Origin of the sequence: Psychrobacter sp. BF1 (assembly GCF_019279065.1) — a bacterium.
Lineage (GTDB): Bacteria > Pseudomonadota > Gammaproteobacteria > Pseudomonadales > Moraxellaceae > Psychrobacter > Psychrobacter urativorans.
This window is the reverse complement of the sequence record NZ_JAGYWV010000003.1, coordinates 129,833-151,195: the sequence shown is the minus strand read 5'-3', so window position 1 is coordinate 151,195 and position 21,363 is coordinate 129,833. Positions and strand designations below refer to the sequence as shown.

The following is a 21,363-nucleotide window of genomic DNA, read 5'->3' as shown; positions in this document are numbered from 1 at the left end:
TGTCAGTTTTTTAATAGTTATGCTCGCCAGTAGTAAGCAGTTTTTATTTAGCATTTGCCACCAATATAGTTATGTTTTAGGGGGTGACGATGCCGATCAATAGCGCTTAGATGTTTATGCTTTAAAGTTTTTAATAGGCTCGATAGAGGAAGCCACAGCTGGGATTACTAAGCGAAAGCAAGTTTTTGCGTGTTCTGGCACGTAGGAGAGCTGAGCATGATTGGCCTCACTAAACGCTTGTGATAAATATAGCCCTAAACCCGTGCCTATTCTATCAGTAGTAAAAAAGGGTTCGAATAAGTGCTCAAAATTCTCACTAGCCACCCCATCACCAGCATCTAAAATGTCAATTATAACATCGTTCTGTAGGCCGTAAATTTCCACTTCTACATAAGCGTGAGAATGAGCGTAGCTGCTGTAACGCAAACCATTGTTAATCAAGTTAATCAATACTTGCTCCAACTGATGAGTATCAAACTGGATAATAAGCTGGGTGTGGATACGCAAAAATACATCGTGACTATAAAAATGGTTATTTACAAATAGGGGCATCCAACTAGCAATTTCTATCAGTTGCTGATGAGGTTGTTGCTGTCGTGACAGCTTTAACACATCTTCAATAATACGGTTAACCCTTTTAGTCTGCGCAAATATTATCTTATATAATTCATGATTGGCTTCTAGGTCGACAGCTGAGGGCGATGCTAACCGCTGGTTATTGCTGTTGCCATAAATGTCGTTATTATCGTTAGTAATAGCCTGCGCATTAATGTCTTCCATTAGTAGCTGGCTGGCTTGGGAAATAGCTGCTAAAGGATTACGTATCTCGTGAGCGATACTGGCGGTCAATTGACCTAATGAGGCCAGCTTTAACTGTTGAGCACTAGTCTGTTCACGGCGTAAATCTTCGAGTAGTACCAGCTGACTGGCATCTTTTAGAGGAATAATTTGGATACGTAATTTTTTGATAGTCGAACTTCCCACTATTTTAGGCAGCTCGTATATAAAAGTACGTGATTGATTAGTCGCCAAAGTCAGATAGCTCTCAATCAAAGAGTTATGCTGCTTAACTAGCTTTTTTTGAAAGGTAATCAACGGGTTAGGATTATTTTTACCATCACCTTTACTGAGGATATCACTATTCTTGGCAGTTTCTTGGCTGCGCGTAGCTTTGTTAGTAGGGCCAGAATCACTAGCCGCTACTACTTCAGGTTCTATACCTAATAGTTGATAAGCGGCGCAATTGGCCAAAACCACGCAGCGCTTATCGACTACTATCATACCGTTTATCATTTGACTGATAACTTCTTGGTTAATAGTGTTAAGTCGCGCCACTTCGTGTGTTTGCAGTAATGCCATCCCTTCGGCATTTACCAAGCGCTGAGACACTGACCAACTCAAGAATCCTACGGCTAAAAAGCTGGCAGATATCAGTAAGGCATCGCCTAGATTGACTAAGCTCATACTGTTAGCTATGGCATAAAAGAACTGCTGATAGATAACAAAAATAACAGCCAACAAGGTGACAATCAAGGCTTGGGTACTATTAAGTAGCAAAAAGCTAGCAGCTACCACTACCATATATAGCATAGTTAATTGCAAATCTGCTGCGCCATTGGCATACAATAATAAGCTTAAAATGATGATATCTAATACTAAGCCGAATAAAAGCTGTTGACGTGGCTGATGAGTCACGACTAAAAATAGCCCAAATAAAATAAGGCTGAGCAGCACATAAAAGCTGAGGGCAGTCTGCTGTAGTAGGCTAGGAAGCACTAAGCCATTATTTACTTTACTAGTGATATAGACCATCAGCATCAAAAACACACTGACAGCAAGTCGATAGCTATTGTAGATAATACCTAAGCGTCGCAACGGTGCCGATGGTAGCGTCTCGGCTTGTTGAAAATAAGCATTAATGGCAGTCATGACGCTAGAGGAAAGTTTCATAAGAGTGCCAAAGTATTAGGGTCCATTGATCATTCACAAGTAAATACTGCTGTGGTCGACTACTTAACAGACCCAAAAACAAGACTTAAAACCAATAGCGCCTAACCCGTCTTATGGCCCTACTTATGGCCCTACTTATAGCTCTACTTATAGCCCCGCGAGTTAACGGCTTTTGAGTTATCCACTTCCTAGACCTTACCATAACTCATTAACCATTAACCATGGGCTATGGCTCAATAAGCCGATGCAATAACCACATTGCACAGCCGCCTATTGTCTGCTCTATGGTTTGATCAGCCCGTGCCGAATAGCCATATGAGTCAATTTGACATCGCTATCAACACCTACTTTTTCGTAAATACGATAGCGGTAAGTGTTAATAGTTTTGACGCTTACAAATAACTGATCAGCAATCTGCTGTGGGCTTTGACAGTTGACTACCATCATAGCGACTTGCTTCTCACGATCACTTAGTAAATCAAACGGTGAGGCTGCATTATCTGATAACAACACTTCTGCTAACTGTTCTGCTACATCATGACTGAAGTAGCGCCCCCCTTGATACAGCTTTTTGATAGCACGTATCATTTCATCCAGCGGAGTACCTTTAGTGATATAACCATTAACCCCAGCTTTGAGTAACATAGAAGGATAAGGTTGGGTGGCCATACTGCTCACCGCTAATATCTTAATACCCATATTTAATTGTACTAAGCGTTTGGTAGCTTCAACGCCGCCAATATTGGGCATATTGACATCCAGTAGCACCACATCAGGGCTAAGTTGTTTGGCCATTTTTATCGCCATGTCACCGCTGTCAGCTTCGCCGATTACCTCGATATCTATACTGTCAGATAGCATACGACTGATGCCCATACGTACTAAATCGTGGTCATCTACTACTAATACTCTAATCATAGTTATACTCTTTACTGTCTAAGAAAATGCACGGTTGGCAAATGAGCTTAGAGCATGTTGAAAATAGCAAAAAATGTAAATCATTGACTATATTGCAATTTTTGCAGCTAAAATTGCTAATTATTGCTTGAATGTTAATAAATATTGCTGGCATCTAAAGAAAATGTAGTAGATTTTAACAAAATCCATAAAAAATCCATCAAGTCGCTTCATAGGATTAAACTTAAATGTAAAGCATGATACACTAAAAGTACAAAAGCTCTATATCAGCATACTCTATATCATTGTGAGTAACTATAAATGGATTTATTGTCTTTATCTAGAGGCACAGACAATCGATAATAAGCTCTTTATAGTGACTACGCATACTAATTACGCTATGGTTTTATGACTAGAGTGTTACCCATCCTCGGAGGAAAAATGACAAATTTACCATTAACCAAACAGCAACTATTGGTTGCTATGATAACGTTGAGTTTGGGCAGTGCTGCACAAGCGGCATTAACCATTAATGGTTCTGAGTCTAGTGCACGTGTAAGTTGGGGTGGGGCTGATAGCTTGTCAGAAGCACGCAATATCATGTCTAACTCAAACAGCGGTTCTGCCATCAAAAAAGTCGATAACGGCTATGGCACTACTAACATAACTAATGCTAATAGTAGCAATAGCAACTACAGTAGTAGCAGCAGCAGTAATACTTATAACACCACTTATCGTGGCAGTTTTGGCAGTAGTGATATGTTGCCAATCAGTACTGATTCGCGCAGCGTAGCAGTAATCGATGCCGAAACTGGTGAGTCTATCTATGAAAAAAATGCTAATACGGCTCACCCTATGGCCAGTATTACTAAAGTCATGACCGCTATGGTAGTGTTAGATGCCGGCTTAGATATGCGTGAGGAAATAACCCTTGACGCTGAGGATTTTATTGGGCCTAAGCGTGCCAGCTCTAACCTTAAAGCAGGTGATCGTCTAAACCGTGCTGAAATGTTACTGATGGCCTTGATGAAATCAGAGAACCCAGCGGCTAAAAGCCTATCGCGCAATTATCCGGGTGGTTATAATGCTTTTATTCGGGCAATGAACCGTAAAGCAGAAGAGTTAGGCATGAGTACGGCGTACTTTGGTGATCCAACCGGCTTAGATAAGCGTAATGTTGCCTCATCAAACGACTTAGTAAAAATGGTTCGTGCTGCTGGTAATTATGACGTTATTCGCCGCTTTACTACCACTAAAAGCTATGACTTCTATGTCTCTAACAGTAGAAGCGGTAATCGTACTTACTCAGCCAATAACACTAGTAGTCTAGTACGCTCAGGTGATTACCCAATTGGTATCTCTAAAACAGGTTTCATCAATGAAGCAGGTCGCTGTGTAGTAATGGAAACCCGAGTGAATAACCGCCCAGCTATCATTGTGATCTTGGGCGCTAGTAGCTCAGCTACACGCTGGGGCGATGCCAAAAACATTTTAAACAGCTTAGCCTCTCGTCGCACCGTATAACTGACCAATCACAACGGGTGCCGTTTAAAAAGGTACGCTTCAAAAAAACATCCCATTTAAACAAGTATCTGTATTATCTAAAAAGGCGGTTATACTCTATAACGGCCTTTTTTTTGTTTTAAATTTTTCCGAATTTAGCACAATAATATGATTAGGATAGACACATAGTGATGACCGTAATAAGCGATAAAGCGTTAAAAAGTTCCCTAAAAACGGCGGATAAAATAATACCCCCTCGATTATATCTACTGACCAATGATGATGCGATAGAGGTGCTATTAACTAAGCTGGAAGCCGCTTTTGCGACAGGCTTGATCGGACTGATACAGATAAGACGCAAGCAAGTGCTAGCCCAAGTAAATGGCAATGAGCAGCTGCATGATGAGGCATTACAAATCATTGCTTTGGCGCAAGCCTATAAAGTCCCTGTAGTTATCAATGATGATTTAGACTTAGCGGTTAAGCTTGGAGTTGGCGTGCACTTAGGCCAAGGCGATGGCGATGTCCGTATAGCAAAACAACAATTAGCGCTCAATCAAATCATTGGTCGAACTTGTCATTATGATGGTGAGCTTATAAAAGAAGCGCAGCGTGATGGTGCAAGCTATGCGGCAATGGGAGCAATATTTGCTTCTAGTACTAAGCCCAAGGCCAATACTATAAGTCGTCAGCAGCTTGTAGCAGGCTGTCAGCTAGGCATTGATAAAGGAATTGATATTTGTGCGATTGGTGGTTTGACCGCAGAAAACATTAAGCAGCTATTAGGTTTACCGATTACTTATATTGCGGTAGTAGGTGATATCATGGACTTGCCAGTAGAGCGGATTGCCGAGCGTTGTCAGCAGTGGCAGCAGGCACTTGACGATTGGCAAGCACCTACTTAATTTGGGCTAGTAATAGTACTCTTATTCAGCGTGATCCATACATAAAGTAGCATAAGGGACAGCAGCTAAACGCTGGGGCTGAATCTCTTCACCGCAAACATCGCATTCACCATAAGTGCCATTCTCTATATGGCTTAAAGCGTCCTGAACATAGATAAGATTTTGACGAGCTTCTGCTGCTAGTAGCTGGCGAGTATCGTTTTGACGAATAGCAATAGCTTGGTCTTCCCAGTCTTTATTAAGATCGTCTTTGGGGTTTTGGATATCGTCTTCTATTTTACTAATACGTGTTGTATATTCTTCTTTAAGCGCTAATAGCGTTTGTTTGGCACTGTCAAAGTTTTTGCTCATTTAAATCTCCTGAAAATGGTGGCTGTTATTATTGTTTACTGCTCTATGATAAAGCTGACTGTTAACGACTACCACCACTAAATGTTACTGCAAGTGGAGTGGTTGAAAATATTGTAAATTCTAGTAAAAAATAATACTGGATGTTACTTTCTGACTACTACTAAAGTACAAGCGTGCTAGTTAAAAAAATTTAGCCATATGATTGAGGTATTTGCTAGTAGAAGTTGACCTTGTAGGACACTCAGGCTTAAAATACAGCGAATTGTGGTAACCTCGAGCCACTATAAATAATCTAAGTTGGCTTAGAGCTATTATAAAAGTGGCTATTTTCAATCTAGCCGTTTTTAACCTAGCCATTTTTAACCTAGCTATTATGAAACCGTCTATTACAGAACTATCTAGTACAGTATTATCCCTTACAAAACTAATTATCAAATGACTTACTATAAAAGTTAATAAACAGGAGTGGCAATGAGTTTTTTGCGTATGAGTGAGTTGAATCTTACTGACAAAGTAGTATTGATTCGTGAAGATTTGAATGTGCCTATTAAAGACGGTAAAGTTGCCAGTGATGCTCGCTTACAGGCGAGTCTCCCTACTATAAGAATGGCTTTGGATAAAGGTGCAGCAGTTATTGTTTGTTCTCATTTAGGTCGTCCGACAGAAGGTAAGTTTGAGACTGTTTATTCATTAGCACCGGTAGCTGAGTACTTGACCGAGCAATTGGGCACCCAAGTGGCTCAACCGGTCACAGTTAATAGTGATTACTTAAAGCAAAAAGTAGCCGTTAAAGTCGGTAAAGTAGTACTTTTAGAGAACGTACGCTTTAATGAAGGCGAGAAGAAAAATGATCCAGCACTGTCTCAGCTTTATGCTGCTCTTGCAGATGTATTTGTGATGGATGCTTTTGGTACAGCGCACCGTGCTCAAGCCTCAACAGAAGGCGTCACCCAAGCCATGCGTCAAGCAGGTAAAACGGTTTGTGCCGGTCCATTGCTAGCCGCCGAACTTGATGCTTTGAGCCAAGCTTTACAGACTCCGGATCAGCCAATGCTAGCTATCGTTGGGGGCTCGAAAGTCTCTACTAAGCTTGAAGTGCTGCATAGTTTGGCGACTCTATGTAGCCAGATTATCGTTGGCGGAGGTATAGCTAATACCTTTTTAGCAGCACAAGGTCATAGTGTTGGCGCTTCTTTGTATGAGCCTGACTTACTAGATACAGCCCGTGAAATCATGACGAAGACTGATATTTTATTACCTGAATATGTGGTAGTCGCCAATAAAAATGAGATCGATTTTGCCGACTTTACCGGCTCTCTACAAAAAGCCACTGCGACTATCAAAGCGGTCGATGCAGTCGATAGCGACGATATGATCTTAGATATTGCCCCGCAGAGTGCTGAGAAGCTGGCGCATGCTATTAGTCAAGCTAAGACTATTTTATGGAATGGTCCTGTTGGGGTCTTTGAAGTGGATGCTTTTGGTGCCGGTACGCAGATATTAGCGCAAGCAGTAAAAGATAGTGCAGGATTTTCAATCGCTGGCGGCGGCGATACTTTAGCGGCGATAGATAAGTATCAAGTAGCCGACGGAGTAAGCTATATGTCGACAGGCGGCGGTGCTTTCTTAGAATTTGTAGAAGGCAAAGTATTACCAGCAGTGGCTGCATTGCAGCTTCAGTCTTAGCATTGATTTGAATGCTGACAACCCCTCGCAGAGTTTGCTACTATGCATGCTCATGTTTTGCGATTTATGATTTAGCTTCTATTATTTAGGTGATCAAATTATGGCCAAGAATGCCTTGCAGGCGCAACTTTTAAAAGCGGGATTGGTTGATAGCAAAAAAGCCAAGCAAATAAGCAAGCAGTCTCAACATGCTAAGCGTACTGGCGACTCATCGAACCTAGAAGCTAAAAAGGCATTGGCAACTGCGCAAGCGGAGAAGATGGCCAAGGATCAAAAGCTTAATCAAGAAAAACAACAAGTCTTAGAGCAAAAAATGCTAAAAGCTAATATTGTACAAATGATTAAGCAGCATCAGATTGCCGACACTCGAGGTGAGGTTGCTTATCAATTTAGCGATCAGTCAAAAGTAAAAAAAATATATATCACTCAAAAGCTCTATGATCAAATAGTGGCAGGCCATGTGGTTATTGCAAGTTTAGAAGAAAACTATGCTTTGCTGCCTCGTCCTTTAGCCGATCGAATTAATATGAAAATGGAAGGTTTTATTGTAGTGGCTAATGACAGCTCACAGGTTGAACTAGAGACTGATGATCCTTATGCTGCTTATGTGATACCAGATGACTTGATGTGGTAATAATAATTTTGCCGCTATAAAAATAGTTTTAAAATTATTTATAGTGACTATTATTAAGCAGGTCTTATTTGTTCTTATATTGTTATTGACTTTGAGATTTTTATTGCAAGTGCTATTTGCTAGATATAGAATAGCGCAATTATAGATGCTGAAATGCATTATTTACTAGAGGTCTATTATGTTAAAACGTCATTTGTTACTTGCTAGCTTACTTGCTGGTACTTTTGCAGTTACCGCTTGTAGCCAACAAACTGAAGATCAAGCTGCAGTTACTGCTGATCAAGCTGCAGATACTGCTGCGTCTGCTGGTGATGTTATTGCTGCTAATACTGAAGCTGCTACTGCTGAAGCTGAAGTTGCTGCTCAAAATACTGGTGCGAAAATTAATGATAGTGCAGAGAATGCTGGCGTCGCTGTTTCTAATGCGGCCGATAATGCAGGCGAAGCTATCACTGACGGTACTAATAAAGCCGTTGCCTCTACAGCAGCAGTAGTTGCTGATGGTGCAAGTTCAGTTGCTGAAGGCGCGTCTAATGTTGCTGCTGATGCAGAAGCTAAAGCACCTACTGATCAACAGTACTAATCTTTATAGACGCCCCTTAACAGCTAGTCGATTATGATCGGCTATTAGGGAGTCATAAAGATAAGCTGTAAATCATAAACACAAAAAAGCCTTAGAATTCACTAAGGCTTTTTTGTGTTTATGATTCATGTTTTATCAACAAAAATTTATGAGCAGTAAGTGGTCATTATTGGTTAGCGCTTTAGAACCTAGCAGACTATAAAATAGCGTCATATCCACTACGAGTAGCGGTTAAATTTTGTTATAATCAACAGCGTTAACAGCTGCACTACTTATTATCGAAAGATAGTAGAAAACAGCAAGCAAAGATATTTACTAAAATTGCTTGTTAAAACAGTCGCTAAAATCCAATCAGAGAGTGTTCCATGGCTTTAATTTCCCTACGTCAACTTTTAGATCATGCCGCTGAGCACAGTTATGGTGTTCCTGCTTTTAATGTCAATAATCTAGAGCAAATGCGCGCTATTATGATGGCAGCAGACAGCTGCGACTCGCCCGTTATTGTACAAGCTAGCGCTGGAGCACGAGGCTATGCAGGTTCAGCGTTTTTACGCCATCTAATTACTGCCGCTATCGAAGAGTGGCCACATATTCCAGTAGTGATGCATCAAGATCACGGCATGTCGCCAGCAGTATGCCAGCGTTCAATTCAGCTCGGGTTTTCATCAGTGATGATGGATGGCTCACTTGGTGAAGACGGCAAAACACCGATGGATTATGACTACAATGCTAGCGTAACTCGTGAAGTGGTTAAATTAGCTCATGCTTGTGGCGTTTCAGTAGAAGGCGAAATTGGCTGTCTAGGCAGTCTAGAGACCGGCATGGCTGGTGAAGAAGACGGCTCTGGCGCTGAAGGTGTTTTGGATCAAGAGCAGTTGTTAACTAGTGCTGATGAAGCAGAACAGTTTGTCAAAGATACCAACGTCGATGCGTTAGCTATCGCTATTGGTACTAGTCATGGTGCTTATAAGTTCACTCGTCCACCGACTGGTGATATTTTATCGATTGAGCGAGTAAAAGAGATTCATGCCCGTATTCCTAATACTCATTTAGTGATGCATGGCTCGTCATCTGTACCGCAAGAGTGGCTAAAAGTTATCAATGAATACGGCGGTGACATTGGCGAGACTTATGGCGTCCCTGTTGAGCAAATCGTTGAAGCGATTAAACATGGGGTACGTAAGGTGAATATCGATACAGATTTGCGTCTAGCATCGACAGGGGCCATTCGTAAGTATCTAGCCCAAAATCCAAGCGATTTTGATCCTCGCAAATACTTTAAAGCCTCAATGGTAGCGATGTCTGATATCTGTACTAATCGCTTTGAAGCTTTTGGTTCAGCGGGACAAGCCCATAAAATCCGTGCGATAAGTCTAGAAGGTATGGTAGGTTTTTACCAATAGATAACTATTGCCATTTGATTTAACTGCAGCTCATTGCATCACGTATAGCAGGTAGCAACTTATGATAGGACTGATCACTGGCCAAGTACAATATTTGCTAGCACCGACCGCTTGTGTAATGACAGCGTCTGGTGTTGGTTATGATATCGAACTGCCACTACCGTCATTTTGCCAGTTACAGTTGAATCAGCAAGCTAGTATCTGGACGCATTTTCATGTACGTGAAGATGCGCAGCTGCTGTATGGCTTTATCGATCGCAAAGAGCGTGATGTGTTCCGTCAGTTGATCAAGATCAATGGGGTTGGGGCAAAAATGGCGCTGGCTATGCTCTCTGCTATGTCAGCAGCCGAGCTTAAGATGCATGTCGAACAAGATTCAGAAGTGGCTTTGACTCGTATTCCGGGTATTGGCAAAAAGACAGCGCAGCGCTTACTTATCGAGCTCAAAGACAAGCTAAAAAATATCGAGGTCGATAGTAGCTCGCTAGAATTTTCTATGCAGCCTGCTGCGGTGTCACATGAAGGCAGTATTATTGCCGAGGTGGAAGGGGCATTGATAAGTTTAGGCTATAAAGAAAAAGAAGCTCAGCAAGCGATCAAGGCTGCTAAAAGTAACGGCGAGACTTTTGCCGATACTCAAGGGTTGTTAAAAGCAACGCTAAAGCAGCTGTCTGGATTCTAAGCCAGAGTGGTTTTAGCTTTTGTAGCTGCTAGCAGCGTGTTATAAGCTAAAGCCGCGCTGCACCAGTATATTTAAGCGACACTAGTTGTCGCTTATTTTTTTGCTAACTATTAATGTATGAGGTTTTGCATGACTTCTTGATGGAGTTTGGTTATGCTATTTACTCTCCCTATATTCTTTAAACAATGATAAAACCTATGATGCAAGACCGTTTGATCAATCCACTAGAAGGAGCTGGCGACGCTCCGGATTCTAATATTCGCCCTGCATTGTTGGCTGAGTATATCGGCCAGCCGGTAGTGCGTGAACAGATGGAAGTGTTCATTAGTGCGGCGCGTGCGCGTGATGAGGCCTTAGATCATACGCTTATTTTTGGTCCTCCAGGCTTAGGTAAGACCACCCTTGCTAATATTATCGCTCGTGAAATGGGGGGTAATCTGCGTGCCACCTCAGGACCAGTGCTTGAGCGTGCTGGTGATTTAGCGGCGATGTTGACTAACTTAGAAGCTGGTGATGTATTGTTTATCGATGAGATCCATCGACTTAGTCCCGTGATTGAAGAGATCCTATATCCGGCCATGGAAGATTTTCAGCTGGATATTATGATCGGTGAGGGGCCGGCTGCCCGCTCTATTAAGCTTGAATTACCGCCCTTTACCTTAGTTGCTGCTACCACCCGAGCAGGCTTATTGACTTCGCCTCTACGAGATCGTTTCGGCATTGTACAACGCTTAGAGTTCTATAATATTGAGGATTTGACTACTATTGTCAGTCGTGCTGCTCGTCTTATGCGGGTTTCTATGAGCCCAGATGGTGCAGTAGAGATTGCTCGTCGTGCCCGTGGTACCCCTAGGATTGCTAACCGCTTGCTGCGCCGAGTGCGTGATTATGCGGAGGTAAGAGGGGATGGTAGTATCAATGGCGCTATCGCTGGTAGCGCACTGGACATGCTAGCTGTGGATCGACGGGGTCTTGATCATTTGGATCGACGCTATATTGAGATTTTGCATGAGCGCTTTGATGGTGGTCCTGCTGGTGTTGAGGCTATAGCGGCAGCCATGGCTGAGGATAGGGGAACGCTTGAGGATGTGATTGAGCCGTACCTAATTCAACAAGGTTATGTATTACGTACCGCTCGTGGTCGAGTACTGACCCAAATGGCTATTGATCAGATGTTGTAGCTTAGATTAATAATAGTCTAGATTGAAGGCTTTGTCCCTAAAAAGCATTGCCCCTTAAAAGCATGGCCCTTTAGAAGTACTATAAGCAAAAAGCGCTTACTTTAAATCAATAAAGTAAGCGCTTTTTTAGGTTCACGGTCTTTTTCTCAAGTTCTCAACAGCTTTTTCTAATGAGTTTCGCCTAGATTCGCTTTATGATTATGCTATTACCTGATTATACTATTACCTGATTATGCTACTACTTCTAGAGGCTGCGGCCATATCTTACCCGGGTTTAGAATATTTTTGGGATCGAGTGCAGCTTTAATGGCTTGCATCATGGCGATAGCTTCACCGTGCTCTTGAGCCATATACTTCTTCTTGCCTTGGCCAATCCCATGCTCACCAGTACAAGTACCCTCCATCTCGATAGCACGAATAGCTAAACGACTGATAATACCGTCAGCGGTCTCGATTTCTAAAGGGTCATCAGTATTGACTAGTAGTAAAACATGAAAGTTTCCATCGCCAACATGACCAACGATTGGACCAATCATGCCAGACGCTGCAATGTCTTTTGCAGTAGCGCTAACACATTCTGCTAGACGTGAAATAGGGACACAAGCATCAGTGGACAGCGCACTAGCTTCAGGCCGCAGCGCAGAACTGGCATAATAAGCATTATGGCGAGCTTGCCATAGACGTTTGCGCTCAGCTTCATCCGTATCCCAAACAAAATCACTACCACCAAATTCTTCAATGATCTCAGTAAAGGTTTGCGCTTGTTCATGGACACTAGCTTCACTGCCATGGAACTCCACAAACAGCGTAGGAGTCTCAAGCAAATCCAGCTGGTCATAGAGATTGCAGGCTTTTACTTGCAAGGCATCTAACAGTTCGATACGAGCAATAGGTAGACACATCTGAATAGTAAGCATCACCGCCTGACAAGCATCTTCGACAGTCTGAAAGTGACAAATACCACTGCCTATACATTCGCTTAATCCAAACAGCTTGAGAGTGACTTCTGTGACGATACCTAAGGTACCTTCAGAACCTATCATCAGCCGAGTTAAATCATAACCTGCAGCCGACTTTTTAGCGCGTGTCCCAGTGCGAATGATAGCACCAGTCGCTGTTACCACTTCAAGCGCTAGTACCACATCCTTCATAGTGCCATAACGTACGGCATTGGTACCTGAAGCACGAGTAGCGACCATACCACCGATGCTCGCATTAGCACCAGGATCTATCGGAAAAAACAAACCAGTATCACGCAAATAATGATTAAGCTGCTCACGAGTAACGCCCGGCTGTACAGTAACCGTTAAGTCTTCACTATCAACTCGTAAGATAGTGTCCATAGTATGCATATCGATGCACAGTCCACCAAAAGGCGCATTGAGTTGACCTTCCAAGGAGGAGCCAATGCCAAAGGCAATGACTGGCATCTGATATTCACTACAAATCGCCACAGCAGTCGCTACATCTTGCTTATCATAAGCGGTGAGTACCGCATCCGGTGGCTGATTGGCAAGCCAAGTCATCGTATGACCATGCTGCTCACGTATAGTTTGATTAACGCTTAGCTGCTTACCAAACTGTGCCTGTAAAGCCGCAATAGCTGCGCTGTGATCTGTATGCGTAGTTTGACTATCAGGGTTAGTAATGACATCGACCATGGATCAAATACCTTATTAAAAAACATCTCAAAAATTCTAGCAGGGCTTTTTAAGCCATTATTAATACTCTAAGCAAGAGTCTAACAACAGTGCTATCTCTCAATGCTATATAGAGTCAACTGCTAAGATAAGATACGCCAAACCACAATTAGCAGCGCAAAAATATAAAAAATAGGCGCAAACCAACCGACTTGGGTAGCCGCGGCAATAGTTATACCAAAACCTGCCAATGCTAGCCAATCACGACGACGGTCATTGAGCATATCAGCACGTAGCTGTTGTATCTCACGCAGCTGACTGTCCTGTCTTGAGCCTTGTGAGGCTAAGCTCTGTAGACCTTGATCAAGTAACTTGGGAATGTCAGTAGCAGATAATAAAATCTCTGGTAGCTGCCCCCGTAGCTGTTGTAAGTTACGCACCGGATCAAGCTGTTCTTTAATCCAGCTGCTCAGAATTGGCTTAGCTAATGACCAGATATCCAAATCAGGATACAAGTCGCGGCCGAGACCCTCAACATGGACCAAAGTCTTAAGTAGCAGCATAAGCTGTGGCGGAATACTCATATGATGACGGCGAGCAATATCTAATATCTGCATCAATACTCCAGCGAAATCTATCTCATTAATAGACTTGTTGAGCATAGGGCCGACAGTACGGCTCATATCGCGCATCAATGCGTGCTTATCGGCACTAGGTGGTATCCAGCCAGCACGGCTGACGATATCGACCATAGCGCTAAAGTTATTATTCATTACTGCTAATAACATCCGCGCCACTATCAACTGATCATCTTTAGATAGCGTACCCATAATGGCGCAATCAAGCCCGATATAGCGTGGGGCATGACCCAGATCAACGTTTGCCATATCTGCCGTGAGCATTTGCACTGGTGGGGTTTCTACGAATACGTTACCCGGATGCATATCGGCATGAAAAAAGTTATCACGAAAGACTTGGGTAAAAAAGATAGTTAAACCCATCTCTGCTAATGCGGCACGATCGTAACCTAGCTGATCGAAGACTTCAACTTGCGAGATAGGTACCCCTTGAATACGCTCCATGACCATAACGTTCTTGGCAGCATCATACACTTCTGGTACATACATCAACGCTGAATCTAAGAAGTTATTGCGCATCTTAGTAGTATTGTCGGCCTCTAAGGTTAAGTCGAGCTCATTGAGCATCACTTGCCGATAGTCTTCTACTAAGTCAATAACATGCAACGCCCGTGCTGCTTCTATACGCGCAGATACCCAACTGGCCAGCTCACGCAACAGCTCAAAGTCAGTAATGATAGTCGTACGAATATCAGGACGAACGACTTTTACTACTACTTCACGACCGTCATGTAAGGCTGCCGTATGGACTTGGGCGATAGAGGCGGCTGCCAAAGGCTTTGAGTCAAAGCGTGCGAATAGGGTGTCGATAGACAGACCTAGACCTTGCTTAGGATCTTGAATTTGAGCAATAGCGATTTCAGGAGCAAAGGATTTGACCTTATCTTGCAGCTGGATTAATTGATCAATGATGTTAGGGGGCACTAAGTCACGACGAGTAGAGAGCAGCTGACCTAACTTAAGAAACAGGGTGCCCATATCTTCGAGCGCATACTTAATACCATTAGGCTGATGCTTTTTGCCCCAAGCAGCAGGATGCAAGCGAATCAACCGTGCTAGTGGTTGTAGCGGCGCTGCATCTTCGACAGGGAAGTGGGTATCAATGCGGTAGCTTGCGGCAATTCGCCACAATTCGAGTAAACGTTTTCTATGAGATAAAAGCATGGGACATTGTTACTCTAAGTAGATAGCGAAAGTCATTATAAAACCAGATAAGCAATAATATCATGGTCAAGATGCTTTAAGAAAGGCTGGCAGGTATAAAGTAGCAGCTAAGCTACCTATTGATTAGCTATCATAAGTTAGTTTTTAGTTTTTAGATATCGAGATTATAAGGATTTTTAGCAAGAATCTAGGCAGTGGGTATTCAACAGCGAATAGTCAGCAAACGGCTAAGCTCAAAAAAGGCTTTGGGGCAGTCCTACTAAAATATAAATAGGGTTATATTAAAAAAGCTGATGAAGGGGTTACCGCCTTTAGGGAGGGCCATGCCGATGATTTTCAGGATGGCTTGGCTACTGTGACTGCCGCTAAGTAACAATTTATTAGTAATAAAATAGGCAACCTAATACAGAAAGCTGTAGATTAAGTTGCCAGTGCTTTAAAGGTCGATGTCGATAATTATGGAGTATTTCTAAGCCGTGCTTGCTCAGCTCTAATAGCCATAAGTTTGGCTTCTTCACGCTCAACGTCAGCGCGTAATCTAAGCAATTGCTGCTTTAAATCATTGGCTTCAGCCTTTTCAGTAGGGTCAGGCTCATTAGTGCCCGCTACCTCATTGGCCCAATCGCTAACATCATCAAAGGCACGCTTAGCGGTATAGCGCAGTCCGAATTTGAGCTGCGATATTAGTAACTGTAGCTGACTAGCTAATGGTTTGCCAATGATAGGCTCAAGCTGTCCGGCGACGTCAGGATCGAAACCTGCTATGAGCTGTTTTAGTTGCATCAGTACAGTGTAGTCGCCAGCGATAGGGAGATTACCCTCAGCACCACGGATTAGATTCAATAGCTGTGCAGGGTTATCAACAGTGATAGTACAGTCAGGACAACTATGACCAATACTTGCCATAGCCGCATCAGCGCGTGCCCGTTCATCGATAGAGTGCTGATTAGTACTATAATCAGTACTGTAAGAAGAACCACCACGTGGCTCAAAAACGCTATCAGTAGTCACCGGCTCAAAACGCAAGCGCTCATGATTGAAGAGGATATCCAGATGAATCTCAGGTAAGGCCATCTCTAAGCGTAGTACCTTGCCCGCTAAAGGAGCTAGTCCTGCTTTGGTAATCTCATCACTTGCGATAGCGAGGTTAATGAGCTTTTCGGCACCGGCCAGTAGTAATACCGTAATCATAAGATTCCCACCTGTTGAATTAAATTTATCTGAACGACAATACTATCCTACCAGCCGCTGCATTTTCGAGCAGCGATTAAGCCTTAAAACCGCGATGCACGGCTACAATGCCCGCCGTTAAATTATTATAGTCACAGTTTTCGAAGCCTGCTTGTTGCATCATTTGCTTCAGCGTTTGCTGATCTGGATGCATACGAATCGATTCAGCTAAGTACTTGTAGCTCTCTGAATCATTGGCAACTATCTTACCCATGATAGGCAGAGCAGTGAATGAATATAAATCATACGCTTTAGATAATGGCTCAAAGATAGGCTTAGAGAACTCTAAGATCAACAGGCGACCGCCCGGCTTCAGTACACGGTACATCGAACGTAGAGCGGCATCTTTATCAGTCACATTACGCAGACCAAAGCTGATAGTGAGCAAATCAAAACTATTATCTTCAAACGGAGCAAGAGTCTCGGCATTAGCTAAGACAAAATCTACGTTATTGCAGCCAGCATTGATCAAGCGCTCACGACCAACTTCTAACATTGCCGCATTAATATCCGACAGTACCACATGACCATTACGGCCCACTTCGCGGCTAAAGACTTTAGCTAAGTCACCAGTACCACCGGCGATGTCTAGTACATGCTGACCTGCACGAACCCCAGACAAGCTAATGGCATAACGCTTCCACAGACGATGAATACCAAACGACATCAAGTCATTCATAATGTCGTACTTTTTGGCTACTGAAGTAAAGACATCAGCTACACGTGCTTGCTTTTCAGCCTTATTAACGGTCTGGTAACCAAAATGAGTTTCTTCAGCACCATCCGTATCGGCAGTGTGAGGATTATTGATATCATCACGCTGATTAAAAGCGCCTTGATTGTCTGTAGATATAGATTTTTTAGGTAGAGAGTAAGTCTGCACTGGCACGTTGTCAGCGTTACTATTATTCATACTGTTATTTGGCATAGTAGTCTGTTGACCTTGTGGCGTACCTACTGGTAGATCGGCCACTTGAGTAAATTCAGCAGCGTCAGGCACAGGACTTTGACGAGCTTGTGCTTGTGCGCTGATATTCTGCTTATGAGCAATACTCTCTTTGATTAATTTATCTTGAATATGGCTATGACTGCTGGCCTGCATGCTCGGATCTGCAGAATGGTTTGGCTTACTGGGGGTATGATCTGTCATAAGATTCTCTCACTGCTTATTTTATGGCTATAACTATCACTATAGCTGCTTAGTCAGCATTGTTAGCTGACTTTAGAGTGGTTAAAGTATTAGCTTAGGATACCTCAAATACTGAGGTGTCACTGCCATTATCCGCTTGGTGAACTCGGTCAATAATGGTCAGCTCAAGTTCACAAAAGGGGTCAATAAAACCACTAACGCTTTTTAGTGGTTTCATAGCAGCAAAACCGGCATCAATAAAGTCATATAGCGGCTGATAGCCATGACGATAAGCAGTACCTTTAGCTAAGCCGAATGCCTTGCGTAATACAAATGAATTTAAGTATTTATCTGTACGATAACAGACCTCTTTGAGATTACCAATTTGGATACGACGCTCAGCAGCTTCATCAACTTCACGATAGGCGGCCAACATGTTATTCTCATTAACGGTTAACTCATTAGATACTAACCACTGAGCTAAGTGCATGTCTAACTCGATAGCTAAGATAGCGGCTTGAATAGCCATACTACCAGTCTCTAAAGCGGACTCTTTAGCAAGGCGTTCAAGCTTTTTAGCTTTCGGTAGAATACGCTCTAATTGTTCGGCTAAAAGTTTGAACTCATCACCACCGTAAAGCTGGGTAAGGAAGTAATCGGCCATTGGTTTATTCTTTGGCTGCTCGAATAAAGCGCTATGAGTGCGTTGGATACGGGCACGTTGCCAAGCTTGTACTTCATTAAGCTTAGTATTAAGCTCAGCGTCTTGGTGATAGGGCAGTGCCCAATATTTAGTCAAATGGCGTTGCAGTTCTGATAGAGCAGACATAGTCTATAATCCTATTATAATCAGTAGTTTTTAGTAATTAATTTTGCTAAAGATGGCGAGCCTATGATACAGAAAACCCGGTGTGCTTGTCCTCTTTATTATCGTGTATTTGGTCTATAATCATTAATTCACGTTGACAAAATGGATCAATAAAACTCTTAACACTATCAAGCGGCTTCATGGCTGCAAAACCAGCGGCCACGAAATCATATAACAGCTGATAGTTGAGATGATAAGCTGTAGTTTTTGCTAATTGAAAGGCTTTTTGTAATAAGAAGGAGTTAAGGTATTTGTCAGTGCGATAGCAGACTTCCTTTAAGCCCTCTATTTGATTACGACGCTCAATAGATTCATCGATAGCACTATAGGTGACCATGATGTTTTTTTCAGTGACTGGTAAATCGTGAGCGACCAACCACTGTGCCAGGTGTAAGTCCAATTCAATAGCCAAAACTGCCGCTCCGATAGACATGCTGCCTGTTTTCAAGGCGGACTCTTTGATTAAGCTTTCGATTTTTTGGGCTTTGGGTAGAATACGTGCCAATTGTACCGCCAACATTTTAAACTCTTGACCACCATAGAGTTGAGTGAGGAAGTACTTTGCCATTAGCTGATTATTAGGCTGTTGGAACAGCTCATTATGAGTACGTTGAATACGAATACGCTGCCAAGCTTGTACTTCATTTAATACCGTATTAAGCTGAGGGTCATCATGATAAGGAAATGCCCAATAGCGCGTCAAATGTTGTTGTAACTCTAAGAAAGCAGACATGACAGCTAATCCTGTGTAATTTTAAATCATTGTCTTGTTACCATTTTAAAATCAGCACCTAAAATAGTCTCTGCCAAAAATGTATAAGTGTAGTGTTTGATGGTTCAACCTACCCTAGTAGTATCTAAAAGTAGTATCTAAAAGTAGTATCTAAAAATAGTATAGCCGTTACCGATAAAAGTTATTATTGCTAGTGTATATCACCATAAAATAAAACCGTCATGAATACAAATGTCAAACTGTTACTTAGCTCAGTTATCTTAGTGGCAAATGACTACGCTGATTAACAAGATTGGTGCGAATGACTACCGCTAAATTACTACCACTATAGTGAGGCTAATTATGTCTAAAAATAGCAAGAGCGATAAGCAGGATGATTGTAACAAGGTAGCGCGAGCAGCTAGCGATTACCTCGCAGCTCAAGTGGTAAGTCAGCGTTTGACCCCTAATCCACTGAGTGAGTTTTCATTGAACAAAGATGAGTTAAGGCTAGCCCTAGTCACTGCCCAATTTGCCCTGCGAGCCACGCGTCAGCAGACACCTTCACCGACCAATAAGCCTACTGGTTTATTAGTGCTAGTGAACGGTATGGAACAAGCTGGTAAGGGTACCGCCGTTAAGCAATTACGCGAGTGGGTAGACCCGCGACTATTAAAAGTGGAGGCCACTATTGGCTATCCACCACTAGCTTATCAGCCCATATGGCAAGCACATACTAAAGCTATGCCGCGTCACGGTGATGTGATGGTGTATTTCGGTAACTGGTACGCCGACTTACTCTACAATGTCATGCGTATGGTAGGATTGGATGATCTTAGTGATACTGAAGCCACTAACAATAATAAAGGCAAAGGCAAACAGAACAAAGACAACTCAGCTACTAATACTACGTCTAACGATACAACTTCCGATAAGCTACAAGCGCTACCGATTATTGAATGGCAACTGTATCTGCAACAACAGCTAAAAGAGCTTGCTGCTTTTGAGCGTGACTTGGTAGACAATCATACTAAAGTATTGAAGTGCTGGTTCCATATAGACGCCGACACCCTAAAAGAGCGCCTAAACGATGATGAAGCGGATCCGCAGTTTTTGTATCAAGTCGACTGGAGTGCTGCTGAAGTCGTTGCGCAGTTCAATCTGGTGGCGATCGCTATGTTGCGAGAGCAAGGGGATTGGGTAATTATTGATGGTAGTGATAAGTCGCAAGCAGCTATGAGCTTCTGTCACGAGATACTACAGGCGATGCAAGGCGCATTAGTCAGTAGTCAAATGCCTACCACAGCTCATTCTAACAGTTTCGCACAGCAAGCCTGTCAAGTCGTGCCGTTTGCTGCTGCTGATATTCCTAAGCAACTGACTACCATTAAAAAATCTGAGTTAGATAAGTCAGATTATAGTGAGCAGTTGGCTGCCAAACAAGCCAAGCTTGCCAAGCTGATACGAGCCCGTAACGGCCGACATGTGGTTTTTGCTTTTGAGGGTATGGATGCTGCTGGGAAGGGTGGCTCTATCAAAAGAATGGTAGCGCCATTTGATCCACGTGAGTATCAGATTTATAATATTAGCGCACCAATGCTATATGAGCTGCAGCATCCTTATTTATGGCGGTTTTGGACGCGATTACCTAATGAGCAAACCGATCGTATCAGCCGTATTGCCATCTTTGATCGTACTTGGTACGGCCGAGTATTAGTCGAGCGTGTTGAGGCGTTAGCAGACCCTACAGATTGGCAACGTGCTTATGATGAAATCAATCGTTTTGAGGCTGATTTAGTAAATGCTGGGACGCTAGTGATCAAATACTGGCTAGCTATTGATCAAGAGGAACAGCTTGAGCGCTTTGAGGATAGACGTGATACTCCGCATAAGCAGTTCAAACTGACTGATGATGATTGGCGCAACCGTGATAAATGGAAAGACTATGTACAAGCCGCTGCTGACATGCTGGCACGTACCGATACAGAAGCAGCACCTTGGTGCGTGGTAGCTACTAATGATAAACGCCAAGCACGTTTGCAAGTACTAGATCATGCAATCGAGCAGCTCGAGGCACGACTATAACGGTAAACTCTACGACAGCTACTTAGGGCTCATTTAGTGTTTGAATGCGCATATCGCAAGCCGACATTGAGTACTAGGCTACAATCAAAGCCAAGAAGTGGCTGTTGAGAGTGGACTAATAA

At 42.8% G+C, this 21,363-nt stretch carries 18 protein-coding genes; 9 read left to right on the top strand and 9 right to left on the bottom strand.

All coding sequences use genetic code 11. The features are described 5' to 3' along the window. Nucleotides 1–114 precede the first annotated feature (114 nt). Both KZA12_RS05455 and KZA12_RS05450 read right to left on the bottom strand, forming a co-directional pair. Nucleotides 115–1,950: a PAS domain-containing sensor histidine kinase gene (locus KZA12_RS05455; protein WP_218689502.1), complete on the bottom strand. Its 1,836-nt coding sequence runs from the start codon at nucleotides 1,948–1,950 to the stop codon at nucleotides 115–117. A 282-nt stretch (nucleotides 1,951–2,232) separates the two neighbouring features. After that, nucleotides 2,233–2,868 carry a response regulator gene (locus KZA12_RS05450; protein WP_201623650.1) on the bottom strand — a complete coding sequence of 212 codons (636 nt, stop codon included), beginning with the start codon at nucleotides 2,866–2,868 and terminating at the stop codon, nucleotides 2,233–2,235. 420 nt (nucleotides 2,869–3,288) lie between these two features. On the opposite strand from KZA12_RS05450, the gene KZA12_RS05445 reads away from it, so the two are divergent. Together KZA12_RS05445 and KZA12_RS05440 are read left to right on the top strand one after the other, a co-directional pair. After that, on the top strand, nucleotides 3,289–4,371 hold the full coding sequence (locus KZA12_RS05445; RefSeq protein WP_218689501.1) for a serine hydrolase: 1,083 nt from the start codon (nucleotides 3,289–3,291) through the stop codon (nucleotides 4,369–4,371). Nucleotides 4,372–4,541: 170 nt separating this feature from the next. Continuing rightward, nucleotides 4,542–5,255 (top strand): thiamine phosphate synthase, encoded by a 714-nt coding sequence (locus KZA12_RS05440; RefSeq protein ID WP_218689500.1) that lies wholly within the window; start codon nucleotides 4,542–4,544, stop codon nucleotides 5,253–5,255. Nucleotides 5,256–5,276: 21 nt separating this feature from the next. On the opposite strand, the gene KZA12_RS05435 is transcribed toward KZA12_RS05440, so the two are convergent. After that, on the bottom strand, nucleotides 5,277–5,606 hold the full coding sequence (locus tag KZA12_RS05435) for a TraR/DksA family transcriptional regulator (RefSeq protein ID WP_201623652.1): 330 nt from the start codon (nucleotides 5,604–5,606) through the stop codon (nucleotides 5,277–5,279). 471 nt (nucleotides 5,607–6,077) lie between these two features. Between KZA12_RS05435 and KZA12_RS05430 the strand changes: the two genes are divergently transcribed. From KZA12_RS05430 to ruvB, 6 genes are all read left to right on the top strand, one after another. Continuing rightward, the gene (locus tag KZA12_RS05430; protein WP_218689499.1) at nucleotides 6,078–7,292 is read left to right on the top strand and encodes a phosphoglycerate kinase; all 1,215 of its coding nucleotides are present in this window, start codon (nucleotides 6,078–6,080) and stop codon (nucleotides 7,290–7,292) included. Nucleotides 7,293–7,392: 100 nt separating this feature from the next. After that, nucleotides 7,393–7,926 carry a DUF2058 domain-containing protein gene (locus tag KZA12_RS05425; protein ID WP_216581027.1) on the top strand — a complete coding sequence of 178 codons (534 nt, stop codon included), beginning with the start codon at nucleotides 7,393–7,395 and terminating at the stop codon, nucleotides 7,924–7,926. A gap of 178 nt (nucleotides 7,927–8,104) precedes the next feature. After that, nucleotides 8,105–8,509: a hypothetical protein gene (locus KZA12_RS05420; RefSeq protein WP_218689498.1), complete on the top strand. Its 405-nt coding sequence runs from the start codon at nucleotides 8,105–8,107 to the stop codon at nucleotides 8,507–8,509. A 365-nt stretch (nucleotides 8,510–8,874) separates the two neighbouring features. Further along, nucleotides 8,875–9,912, top strand: a complete 1,038-nt coding sequence (gene fba, locus KZA12_RS05415) for a class II fructose-bisphosphate aldolase (protein ID WP_216581025.1) — start codon at nucleotides 8,875–8,877, stop codon at nucleotides 9,910–9,912. Between the two features lie 61 nt (nucleotides 9,913–9,973). After that, the gene (ruvA, locus tag KZA12_RS05410) at nucleotides 9,974–10,594 is read left to right on the top strand and encodes a Holliday junction branch migration protein RuvA (RefSeq protein WP_201623657.1); all 621 of its coding nucleotides are present in this window, start codon (nucleotides 9,974–9,976) and stop codon (nucleotides 10,592–10,594) included. 200 nt (nucleotides 10,595–10,794) lie between these two features. Further along, the gene (gene ruvB, locus KZA12_RS05405; RefSeq protein WP_201623677.1) at nucleotides 10,795–11,775 is read left to right on the top strand and encodes a Holliday junction branch migration DNA helicase RuvB; all 981 of its coding nucleotides are present in this window, start codon (nucleotides 10,795–10,797) and stop codon (nucleotides 11,773–11,775) included. A 230-nt stretch (nucleotides 11,776–12,005) separates the two neighbouring features. Here the strand turns inward: ruvB and KZA12_RS05400 are convergent, their stop codons facing one another. The 6 genes from KZA12_RS05400 to KZA12_RS05375 form a co-directional block, all read right to left on the bottom strand. After that, a complete protein-coding gene (locus KZA12_RS05400; protein WP_218689497.1) occupies nucleotides 12,006–13,436 on the bottom strand; it encodes an FAD-binding oxidoreductase in 1,431 nt (476 codons plus the stop codon). Nucleotides 13,437–13,558: 122 nt separating this feature from the next. Then, nucleotides 13,559–15,217 carry an AarF/ABC1/UbiB kinase family protein gene (locus tag KZA12_RS05395; protein ID WP_218689496.1) on the bottom strand — a complete coding sequence of 553 codons (1,659 nt, stop codon included), beginning with the start codon at nucleotides 15,215–15,217 and terminating at the stop codon, nucleotides 13,559–13,561. A 456-nt stretch (nucleotides 15,218–15,673) separates the two neighbouring features. Further along, a complete protein-coding gene (locus KZA12_RS05390) occupies nucleotides 15,674–16,408 on the bottom strand; it encodes an SCP2 domain-containing protein (RefSeq protein WP_218689495.1) in 735 nt (244 codons plus the stop codon). A gap of 76 nt (nucleotides 16,409–16,484) precedes the next feature. Beyond that, nucleotides 16,485–17,597: a bifunctional demethylmenaquinone methyltransferase/2-methoxy-6-polyprenyl-1,4-benzoquinol methylase UbiE gene (ubiE, locus tag KZA12_RS05385; RefSeq protein ID WP_256932835.1), complete on the bottom strand. Its 1,113-nt coding sequence runs from the start codon at nucleotides 17,595–17,597 to the stop codon at nucleotides 16,485–16,487. A 94-nt stretch (nucleotides 17,598–17,691) separates the two neighbouring features. Next, entirely contained in the window at nucleotides 17,692–18,405 is a 714-nt protein-coding gene (locus KZA12_RS05380) for a hypothetical protein (RefSeq protein WP_201623661.1), read from the bottom strand. 61 nt (nucleotides 18,406–18,466) lie between these two features. Further along, nucleotides 18,467–19,177: a hypothetical protein gene (locus tag KZA12_RS05375; protein ID WP_218689494.1), complete on the bottom strand. Its 711-nt coding sequence runs from the start codon at nucleotides 19,175–19,177 to the stop codon at nucleotides 18,467–18,469. A 342-nt stretch (nucleotides 19,178–19,519) separates the two neighbouring features. Here KZA12_RS05375 and KZA12_RS05370 point away from each other — a divergent pair, with 342 nt between their 5' ends. Further along, the gene (locus KZA12_RS05370) at nucleotides 19,520–21,241 is read left to right on the top strand and encodes an ATPase (RefSeq protein ID WP_218689493.1); all 1,722 of its coding nucleotides are present in this window, start codon (nucleotides 19,520–19,522) and stop codon (nucleotides 21,239–21,241) included. Nucleotides 21,242–21,363 lie beyond the last annotated feature (122 nt).